We start from the raw sequence: 8,980 nt of genomic DNA on the forward strand, positions 1-8,980 counted from the left end.
AGCTCGGAAATCCGGCAGTCGGTGAGTCAAGATCCCTGGGACGACAAGCCCCCGCCACCGCGGCGGGGCGGTCCGGGCGGACGCCGAGTCCTGCCGCCGTCCGGATGCCTGGTCGACAGAAGTGGATCGGCAGGAGTGGAGGACCCGAGCACAACGGGTCGACCTGAACACCGGTCGACCCTCGGGGTGAAGCCGCCGAACGCGGCCGGGCAACTTCGCCAGCCCGAACCCGACAGGTCATCCTTCACAGGCGGCTGACGAAGGGTTGCGCATGACTGCGCAGGTTCATGTCCCGTCTCTGCTCGTCCGGGCCGGTACGGCCTCGGTTCTCACGCTCGCCGCCGTCGGTGGCACTATGTTCGCCCCGGGCGCCGCGACGGACGCCCGGGCGGCGACGCTGTCGATGAAGGCGCTCAACGTCGCGGCGTCGAAGAAGGGCTCGCCGTACAGCTGGGGGGCCACCGGCCCCAACCGCTTCGACTGCTCGGGGCTGACGCTCTATTCGTTCAAGAAGGCCGGCAAGAAGCTCCCCCGCACGGCCCAGCAGCAGTACAACCGGACCCGCCACATCTCGGCCTCGCACCGGCAGCGCGGCGATCTGGTGTTCTTCCACTACGGCCGCAGCGTCTACCACGTGGGGATCTACGCCGGCAAGGGCAAGATCTGGCACTCGCCGAGGACCGGCGCCGTGGTGCGGCTGGAGAAGATCTGGACCAGGAGCGTCTACTACGGCCGGGTCCGCTGAGGCACGGCCCGGCCGGCGATCCGTGGCCGCCGGCCGGGCCCGCCCGTGGCCGCCCGGCCCGACCCGGCGGCCGGCCCTCCCCCGCTCAGTGCGGCGGCGGGCCGGTCACCGGCATCAGGCCCGGCCCGGTGAGCGCCACGCCGCTGCCGCCCTCGCCGGTGCGCCCGGTGCGCGCGAACGCTTGATGTAGGCCCCGACACGGCTGGCCACGCCGGTGGCGGTCGAGGAGGCCGGATCGCTCACCCGGGCCGCCGCACGCCTGGGCCACACCGCACCGGCCCGCTCCCAGCAGCTCGCCAAGCCGGAGCGGGAGGCGGGCGCGGCACCGCTGGTGCGCCACCACCGCGGGGCCCGGCGCACGGCCACGGGCGAGCTGCCGGCCGGACGCGCCCGGCACATCCTCGACAGGCCCTGTTGCGCAGCGGGTTCGGGCGGGCGGGGTCGGCTCGGTGGCCGGGCGGCGAAGCCGGGTGAGCGCGTCGGTCAGCTCTGCACCGGGATGCTCCACGGCAGCGCGATCCACACCGTCTTGCCGCCGTCGGCGGTGGGGGTGACGGTGAGCCGGCCCCCGCACTCCTTGGCCAGACAGCGGATGATCACCATGCCGCGTCCGTTGTCCTGCTGGACGGCGGCGGGCAGTCGCCGGGGCCAGCGGGGGTGACTGTCCGTCACTCCGAGGTACAGCTGCTCCTCCCGCTCCAGCCGGAGGTCCACGGTGAACGTGGGCGACTGCCCGAAGGTGTGCTGGACCGCGTTGGTCGCGAGCTCCGAGACGATGAGCTGGATGCTGTCGGCGAAATCGGTGTCGGCGGCCAGGCCCCATTCGGCGAGCACCCGGGCCACGTACCTGCGGGCTGCCGAGACCGAGACCGGCTCGCTCGGCAGAGTGACGTTTGCTTCCTGATGGTCTGCCATGGCGAGCCGTCCCTTTCCCACCCGTGCCGACCCGCGATCGGTACGGGTTGCGCTTCGCGCCAGATTGCCACTGATGCTGCCCTCTGCGACGGCGATCCACCAAGATATGCATATATCTGTCGCTCGAAGCGGTGAACCCTGCCACGCAAGGCCGGATGTGGACGGCACACTGTCCGCTCGGCAGAAGAGGGAGGGAGGCCGCGGATGCAGCACGGCCCTGCGGTTCGACGCCGCAAGCTCGGGGAGGAGCTCCGGAGTCTGCGCCACGCGTCGGGACTGACCAGTCGGGACGCGGCGCGGATGCTCGGCTGGCACCAGTCGAAGGTGAGCCGGATCGAGACCGGGGTGAGCGGGGTGCAGCCGGCCGATGTGACCCGGCTGCTGGACACGTACGGCGTGGACGACACCCGGCTGCGGGATCTCCTGGCGACGCTCGCGGGTTCGGCGGGCGGTGGCGGCACCGGCTGGTGGCACGCCTATCGCGGTCTGATCCCGCCCCAGTACCGCGACTTCATCAGTCTGGAGTCCCAGGCCCGGACCGCGCGCACGCTGGAGACCTCGGTGGTGCCGGGGCTGTTGCAGACGGCCGACTACGCGCGTGCGGTGACCCGGGCGTCACTGGACGGGCTGCCGTCCGGCCAGCTGGACTCGCTGGTGGAGGTGCGACTGGCCAGGCAGGGGGTGCTGCGGACCGATCCACCGCTGCGGCTGAGCGCGGTGCTCGACGAGGCCGTGCTGCGGCGCCAGGTCGGCGGGTGCCGGGTGATGCGGGAACAGCTGCGCCATCTGGCCCGGGTGGCTCAACTGCCCCATGTGCGACTCCAGTTGCTCCCGTTCTCGATGGGCGGCCATGCCGGCCTTACCGGGCCTTTCGTTATCTTCTCATTTCCGAGCACTTCTGATCTGGATGTGGTCGTTCTCGACCATTTGACGAGTAGCCTCTACCTGGAGCGGAAAGAAGACCTTGCGGCGTACAGCTCGGCCTTCCGCACGATGCAGGGTCACGCGCTGTCGCCGGAGCACTCGTTGGACCTGATCGCCGCGATCGACCGCGACGGTCGGTGACTTCGGACCGCCCGAGGGGGCCTCATGTCGGATTGCCTCGCACAGCACGGCTTACGTTGGCGGCGCAGCAGCCGCAGCACGGGTATGAACAACTGTGTGGAGGCCGCGCCGTTCGGTGACGAGCGGCTGGCCGTGCGGGACTCCAAGGATGTGTCCAGGCCGCCGCTGCGGTTCACCGCGGCGGCCTGGACCTCGTTCGTCGCCGGTCTGCGCCGGGATTCGGTCAGCTGACGGGGGCGGTCCGCCGCACCACGGACACCGCGGTGGCGATCTGCTCCTCGGTCAGATCGGCCCGTGCGGTGAGCCGCAGCCGGGACACCCCGTCCGGCACGGACGGGGGCCGGAAGCAGCCCACCACGATTCCGGCGGTGCGGCAGTCGGCCGCCCAGCGCACCGCCGCGGCCGCCGAGGGGGCGCGCACCGAGACCACGGCCGCGTCCGGCCGTACGGCAGCCAGGCCGGCCCCGGTGAGCTGCTCGTACAGTGCCGCGGCGACCGCACGGGCCCGGCCTGCCCGCTCCGGCTCGCGGCGCAGCAGCCGCAGGCTTTCCAGCGCGGCGCCCGCCGCGGCCGGCGCGAGGCCGGTGTCGAAGATGAACGTACGGGCCGTGTTGACGAGGTGTTCGATGACCCGGGCCGGTCCCAGGACCGCTCCGCCCTGGCTGCCCAAAGACTTGGAGAGGGTGAGCGTGGTGACGATGCCCGCGTCGCCCGCGAGACCGGCGGCGGCGAGCGCCCCTCGGCCGCCGTCCCCCAGCACGCCGAGGCCGTGTGCGTCGTCGACGAGCAGTGCGGCGCCCGCGGACCGGCAGACGTCGGCCAGTTCGGACAGCGGTGCCGCGTCGCCGTCGACCGAGAAGACCGAGTCGGTGACGGCCAGCGCCCGGCCTCGGTGCGCCTGCAGGGTCTTGCGCACCGCTCCGGGATCGGCGTGCGGAACGACGGCGGTTCCGGCGCGGGAGAGCCGGCAACCGTCCACGATCGAGGCGTGGTTGCCCGCGTCGGAGACGATCAGCGAGTCCTGGCCGGTGAGCGCCGTGATTGCCGCCAGGTTGGCCGCGTAGCCGGACGACAGCACCAGGGCCGCCTCGAAACCGCAGAATTCGGCCAGCTCGCCCTCCAGTTCGGCGTGCAGTGCGGTGGAGCCGGTGACCAGCCGGGATCCGGTCGCGCCCGCACCCCACTCGCGCGCGGCCCCGGCCGCGGCGGCGGTGACGTCGGGGTGCCGTGTCAGGCCCAGATAGTCGTTGCTCGCGAGGTCCACAAGCGCGGACGCGGCGGGCCGGGGGCGCAGGGTACGGACGAGTCCGGCGTCCGCGCGGCGGCACGCCTCGGCGTCGATCCAGTCGAACGGGTCGAAGGGCATGAGCGGTCCCTTTTGTAGGCAGCTCACAGACCCTAACCGTGCTTGCAACAGGTCATGGTGTGGCAATACACACACCCTCGGCGGGCTCTGTTGTCCGGTTCCTCCTTGGCTGGGAGCCGTGCGGTAGGCCAGGATCTTGGCCATGGACCTCCTGAACACGCTGGTGGACAAGGGGCTGCGGCGCGAGCTGCCGACCCGCGAAGAAGCGCTCGCCGTACTGGCGACCTCCGACGACGATCTGCTCGAAGTGGTGGCCGCGGCCGGAAAGGTACGCCGTCAGTGGTTCGGACGGCGCGTGAAGCTGAACTACCTGGTCAACCTCAAGTCCGGTCTCTGTCCCGAGGACTGCTCGTACTGCTCGCAGCGGCTCGGCTCCAAGGCCGGGATCCTGAAGTACACCTGGCTGAAACCGGATGAGGCGTCGAAGGCCGCCGCCGCCGGGGTGGCGGGCGGGGCGAAGCGGGTGTGCCTGGTGGCGAGCGGCCGCGGTCCGACGGACCGCGACGTCGACCGGGTGTCGGAGACCATCGAGGCGATCAAGGAACAGAACGAGGGCGTCGAGGTTTGCGCCTGCCTCGGTCTGCTCTCCGACGGGCAGGCCGACCGGCTGCGCTCGGCGGGCGCCGACGCGTACAACCACAACCTGAACACGTCCGAGGGGACGTACGGGAACATCACCACCACACACACCTACGCGGACCGGGTGGAGACGGTCCACCAGGCGCAGGCCGCCGGGCTCTCGGCGTGCTCGGGGCTGATCGCAGGCATGGGCGAGAGCGACGCCGACCTGGTCGACGTCGTCTTCTCGCTGCGTGAACTGGACCCGGACTCGGTTCCGGTGAACTTCCTGATCCCGTTCGAGGGAACACCGCTGGCCAAGGAGTGGAACCTCACTCCGCAGCGCTGTCTGCGGATTCTGGCGATGGTCCGGTTCGTCTGCCCGGATGTGGAGGTGCGGCTCGCGGGCGGGCGCGAGGTACATCTGCGCTCGATGCAGCCGCTGGCCCTGAATCTGGTCAACTCGATCTTCCTGGGCGACTACCTGACCAGCGAGGGCCAGGCGGGTCAGGCGGATCTGGACATGATCGCGGACTCCGGTTTCGAGGTGGAGGGGGCGGGCACGACCACGCTGCCCGCGCACCGTGCGGAGTCCGGCGGCCGCTGCGGTTCGCACGACGGCGGCTGCGCCCCGTGCGGGGAGTCGCCCGGGGAGGCCGCGGCCGGGTCACCGGAGGTTCCGGCCGCCCGCACGGACCTGGTGGCGGTCCGCCGTCGCGGCGCGGGAACGGACCTCGCCCCCAATGCCTGAGGCTCTCTCCCCCGCCGAGCTGCGGTCCCTGGACCGGGCGCACGTCTGGCATCCGTACGGCCCGATGCCGGGCCGTCAGGAGCCGCTGGTCGTGGAGTCCGCGTCCGGGGTACGGCTGAAGCTGGCCGAACCGGCGCACGGGCAGGGCGAGTTGATCGACGGCATGTCGTCCTGGTGGTCGGCGGTGCACGGCTACAACCATCCGGTGCTCAACGAGGCGGCCCGTGATCAGCTGGGCCGGATGAGCCATGTGATGTTCGGCGGGCTCACCCATGAGCCCGCCGTGCGGCTGGCCACCCGGCTGGTCGAGATCACCCCGGAGCCGCTGCGGCACGTCTTCCTCTCCGACTCGGGATCGGTCGCCGTCGAGGTCGCGGTCAAGATGTGTCTGCAGTACTGGCGCTCGGCCGGGCGGCCCGCCAAGCAGCGGCTGCTGACCTGGCGCGGCGGCTACCACGGGGACACCTGGCAGCCGATGTCGGTGTGCGACCCCGAAGGCGGCATGCACGAGCTGTGGTCGGGGGTGCTGCCCCGCCAGGTCTTCGCCGACGAGCCCCCGGCCGGTTTCGACGCGGAGCCGGACGCCGCGTACGTACGGCATCTGCGGGAGCTGATCGCGGAGCACGCCGACCGGCTGGCCGCGGTGATCGTGGAGCCGGTGGTACAGGGCGCGGGCGGGATGCGGTTCCACTCCCCCGCGTATCTGCGGGTGCTGCGCGAGGCGTGCGACAAGCACGAGGTGCTGCTGGTGTTCGACGAGATCGCCACGGGCTTCGGCCGTACCGGAGAGCTGTTCGCCGCCGGGCACGCGGGCGTCTGCCCCGATGTCATGTGCGTGGGCAAGGCGCTGACCGGCGGCTATCTGACGATGGCGGCGACGCTGTGCACCTCCCGGGTGGCGGAGGGCATCTCCAGCGGCGAGGTTCCGGTGCTCGCGCACGGGCCGACGTTCATGGGCAATCCGCTCGCCGCCGCGGTGGCGTGTGCCTCCGTCGATCTGCTGCTCGGCCAGGACTGGCAGCGGGAGGTGAAGCGGATCGGCGCCGGGCTCCGGGAGGGCCTCGCCCCGGCGTCCGGACTGCCCGGGGTGCGGGATGTGCGGGTGCTGGGCGCGATCGGTGTCGTACAGCTGGACCATGAGGTGGACATGGCGGCCGCGACCCGGGCGGCGGTACGGGAAGGGGTGTGGCTGCGGCCGTTCCGCGACCTCGTCTACACGATGCCGCCGTATGTGACCGGTGACGAGGATGTGGCACGGATCTGCCGCGCCGTGTGCGCGGCCGCGCGGGAGGGCTGAGATGACCATTCTGGTAGTGACGGGGACGGGCACGGAGATCGGCAAGACGGTGGTGACCGCGGCCGTGGCGGCGGCGCGCCCCGACCTCCGCGTCGCGGTGCTCAAGCCGGCGCAGACGGGGCTGGCACCGGGCGAGCCGGGTGATGCCGCGGAGGTGGTCCGGCTGGCGGGCGGTCATGTCACCCCGGTCGAACTGGCCCGGTTCCCCGAGCCGTTGGCGCCCGCCACGGCCGCCCGCCGGGCGGGTCTCCCACCGGTGCGGCCGCACGAGATCGCCGATGCGGCACAGAAGCTGGCGACCGAGCACGACCTGGTACTGATCGAAGGCGCGGGCGGTCTGCTCGTACGGTTCGACGACGAGGGCTCGACCCTCGCCGACGCCGCCCGGCTGCTGGACGCGCCGGTGCTGGTGGTGACGCCCGCCGGTCTGGGCACGCTCAACACCACGGCGCTGACCTCGGAGGCACTGCGCGCCCGGGCCCTGGAGTGCCTCGGTGTGGTGGTGGGCAGCATGCCCGCCGAGCCGGACCTCGCCGCGCGCTGCAATCTGGCGGACCTTCCCGTGGTGGCGGGCGCCCCGCTGCTGGGTGCGGTGCCGACCGGTGCGGGGGCCCTGGAGCCCGCCGACTTCCGCGTGCGGGCCCGGAGTTGGCTGGCGGCGGAGCTGGGCGGGAATCGGCCGGCCGGCTGAGCGGATGAGCCGCGCCGGAGGGGGGAGAATCTAGGTAGCCGTACTTTCTTCCGGAGCGCCCGGTCGAGGAGGCCCGTCATGCGTCTGCGCGGCACCAGAATCCCACAGGACGCGGTCCACCATCCCGTCTTCGCCCGGTTCTACGCCCGGATGAGCGTGGTCGCGGAGACCAGGGCGGGGCTGGCCGCGGTGCGCTCGGATCTGCTGGCCGGCCTGTCCGGGCGGGTCATCGAGATAGGTGCGGGCAATGGCCTGAATTTCGCGCACTACCCGCCCGCGGTGTCGGAGGTGGTGGCCATCGAACCCGAGCGCGGTCTGCGCCGCCTGGCAGTGCGGTCGGCGCTGCGTGCCGGGCTCCCGGTGGATGTGGTGCCGGGTGTGGCGGAGGCGCTGCCGGTGAAGAGCGAGGCTTTCGACGGGGCCGTCGCCTCGTTGGTGCTGTGCAGCGTCCGGAATGTGGAGCGTTCGCTCGCGGAGATCGTGCGGGTGCTGCGGCCCGGTGGTGAGCTGCGCTTCTTCGAGCACGTGCGGGCCGACGACCGGGCCATGGCGACCACGCAGCGGGTGCTGGACCGTACGGTCTGGCCGTTGCTGACGGGCGGGTGTCACACGGGGCGTGACACCCTGGCCGCCATCGAGCGGGCCGGATTCGTGGTGGAGTCGTACCGCAGGGTCATGATGCCGGAGTGCGGGGTCCGGCTGCCCATGTCGACCTGCGTGCTGGGGGTGGCGCGCCGGCCGGACGTGCCGCGCTGACGCGTCGGCCCGGCGTACCGCGCCGACCCGCCGACCCGGTGCGGGGCCGTCACAGGCTCCACTGGCGGAGCTCGTCGGCGATGGCCCGGACGTCCGCCTTGCCCTCCTTCACCAGCCGGGCCAGGTCACGCACCTGCTCGGGCGAGGTGATGACCTTGAGTCCGGAGGCGACGAGGTAGCCGTACGCGACGGCCGAGGAGAACATCGCGTTGGAGTGTTCGAGCGCGGGGACATGGAGCAGCAACTGCAGGAGCGCGGCAGCCCGGGAATGCGGGTCGCTGTAGACGGGGCTGCCGAAGATCTCGGCCTCGTGGCGGGCCACGGCGGCCACGAGCGCACCCCAGTCGACCACCTGCGGGTCGCCGGGGGTCTTGTGCTCGGCCACCATGAGCAGCCAGGAAAGGTCGATCTGGAGGTTCAACGCGTGCCTTTGCACTCCGGGCCGAACTCTTCGGCGAACACCGACTCGTACTGCTTCATGAAGTCGGCCGCGGCCTCGACGAAGGTGTGTCCGACCTCCCCCGCGTCCTGCCGCACGAGCTCCTCTATGTAGCGGTTCACGCTCATCCCCCTCTGCAGCGCGCGCTGTCGCGCGGCCTCGGCGGTCGCCTCGTCCACTCTCACGTTCAGCTGAGTCTTGGGCACATCAACACGCTAGCGCGCATGCGCTAGCACCGGCAAGAGGAGCCGACCGGCACCGGACGCCCCGCCCGCTCCGCACAAGATGCTCGCCGGAGCCCCCGAAATGGCGCTGTGGATGTGATGCCACCCATAGGGGCCACGTCACATCCTAGGCCGGGTAGTAGGAGCGGGGCCCGCCCGAACAGCACGGAAAA

11 protein-coding genes, 1 pseudogene and 1 riboswitch are annotated in these 8,980 nt (G+C 71.8%); of the genes and pseudogenes, 8 read left to right on the forward strand and 4 right to left on the reverse strand.

The genetic code is table 11. The features are described from left to right. Positions 1 to 95 precede the first annotated feature (95 nt). Positions 96 to 268, forward strand: a riboswitch (cyclic di-AMP (ydaO/yuaA leader). A 3-nt stretch (positions 269 to 271) separates the two neighbouring features. Both ACGF8B_RS34830 and ACGF8B_RS34835 read left to right on the forward strand, forming a co-directional pair. After that, the gene (locus ACGF8B_RS34830) at positions 272 to 745 is read left to right on the forward strand and encodes a C40 family peptidase (RefSeq protein ID WP_392746218.1); all 474 of its coding nucleotides are present in this window, start codon (positions 272 to 274) and stop codon (positions 743 to 745) included. A 214-nt stretch (positions 746 to 959) separates the two neighbouring features. Then, positions 960 to 1,106 (forward strand): annotated as a pseudogene (locus ACGF8B_RS34835) (LysR family transcriptional regulator); the annotation flags it as partial. A 122-nt stretch (positions 1,107 to 1,228) separates the two neighbouring features. On the opposite strand, the gene ACGF8B_RS34840 reads toward ACGF8B_RS34835, so the two are convergent. Further along, on the reverse strand, positions 1,229 to 1,660 hold the full coding sequence (locus ACGF8B_RS34840; protein ID WP_392746219.1) for an ATP-binding protein: 432 nt from the start codon (positions 1,658 to 1,660) through the stop codon (positions 1,229 to 1,231). A gap of 204 nt (positions 1,661 to 1,864) precedes the next feature. Between ACGF8B_RS34840 and ACGF8B_RS34845 the strand changes: the two genes are divergently transcribed. Both ACGF8B_RS34845 and ACGF8B_RS34850 read left to right on the forward strand, forming a co-directional pair. After that, positions 1,865 to 2,725: a helix-turn-helix domain-containing protein gene (locus ACGF8B_RS34845; protein ID WP_392746221.1), complete on the forward strand. Its 861-nt coding sequence runs from the start codon at positions 1,865 to 1,867 to the stop codon at positions 2,723 to 2,725. Positions 2,726 to 2,749: 24 nt separating this feature from the next. Beyond that, on the forward strand, positions 2,750 to 2,956 hold the full coding sequence (locus ACGF8B_RS34850) for a DUF397 domain-containing protein (protein ID WP_392746222.1): 207 nt from the start codon (positions 2,750 to 2,752) through the stop codon (positions 2,954 to 2,956). On the opposite strand, the gene ACGF8B_RS34855 is transcribed toward ACGF8B_RS34850, so the two are convergent. After that, positions 2,949 to 4,091 (reverse strand): 8-amino-7-oxononanoate synthase, encoded by a 1,143-nt coding sequence (locus ACGF8B_RS34855; protein WP_392746224.1) that lies wholly within the window; start codon positions 4,089 to 4,091, stop codon positions 2,949 to 2,951. The genes ACGF8B_RS34850 and ACGF8B_RS34855 overlap by 8 nt on opposite strands. 142 nt (positions 4,092 to 4,233) lie before the next feature. On the opposite strand from ACGF8B_RS34855, the gene bioB reads away from it, so the two are divergent. From bioB to ACGF8B_RS34875, 4 genes are all read left to right on the forward strand, one after another. Then, positions 4,234 to 5,400, forward strand: a complete 1,167-nt coding sequence (gene bioB / locus ACGF8B_RS34860; protein WP_392746226.1) for a biotin synthase BioB — start codon at positions 4,234 to 4,236, stop codon at positions 5,398 to 5,400. Continuing rightward, positions 5,393 to 6,697, forward strand: coding sequence for an adenosylmethionine--8-amino-7-oxononanoate transaminase (locus tag ACGF8B_RS34865; protein WP_392746228.1), 1,305 nt, complete (start codon positions 5,393 to 5,395; stop codon positions 6,695 to 6,697). The genes bioB and ACGF8B_RS34865 overlap by 8 nt, the downstream gene beginning before the upstream one ends. A 1-nt stretch (position 6,698) precedes the next feature. Next, positions 6,699 to 7,388, forward strand: coding sequence for a dethiobiotin synthase (gene bioD, locus ACGF8B_RS34870; RefSeq protein ID WP_392746230.1), 690 nt, complete (start codon positions 6,699 to 6,701; stop codon positions 7,386 to 7,388). Between the two features lie 78 nt (positions 7,389 to 7,466). After that, positions 7,467 to 8,144 (forward strand): class I SAM-dependent methyltransferase, encoded by a 678-nt coding sequence (locus tag ACGF8B_RS34875; protein ID WP_392746232.1) that lies wholly within the window; start codon positions 7,467 to 7,469, stop codon positions 8,142 to 8,144. A gap of 49 nt (positions 8,145 to 8,193) precedes the next feature. On the opposite strand, the gene ACGF8B_RS34880 is transcribed toward ACGF8B_RS34875, so the two are convergent. Both ACGF8B_RS34880 and ACGF8B_RS34885 read right to left on the reverse strand, forming a co-directional pair. Then, positions 8,194 to 8,565, reverse strand: coding sequence for a fic family toxin-antitoxin system, toxin component (locus ACGF8B_RS34880; RefSeq protein WP_093551070.1), 372 nt, complete (start codon positions 8,563 to 8,565; stop codon positions 8,194 to 8,196). Next, a complete protein-coding gene (locus ACGF8B_RS34885) occupies positions 8,562 to 8,789 on the reverse strand; it encodes an antitoxin (protein WP_385819094.1) in 228 nt (75 codons plus the stop codon). Before ACGF8B_RS34885 ends, ACGF8B_RS34880 begins: the two co-directional genes overlap by 4 nt. Positions 8,790 to 8,980 lie beyond the last annotated feature (191 nt).

Origin of the sequence: Streptomyces sp. NPDC047917 (assembly GCF_043204345.1) — a bacterium.
Classification (GTDB): Bacteria; Actinomycetota; Actinomycetes; order Streptomycetales; family Streptomycetaceae; genus Streptomyces; species Streptomyces sanglieri.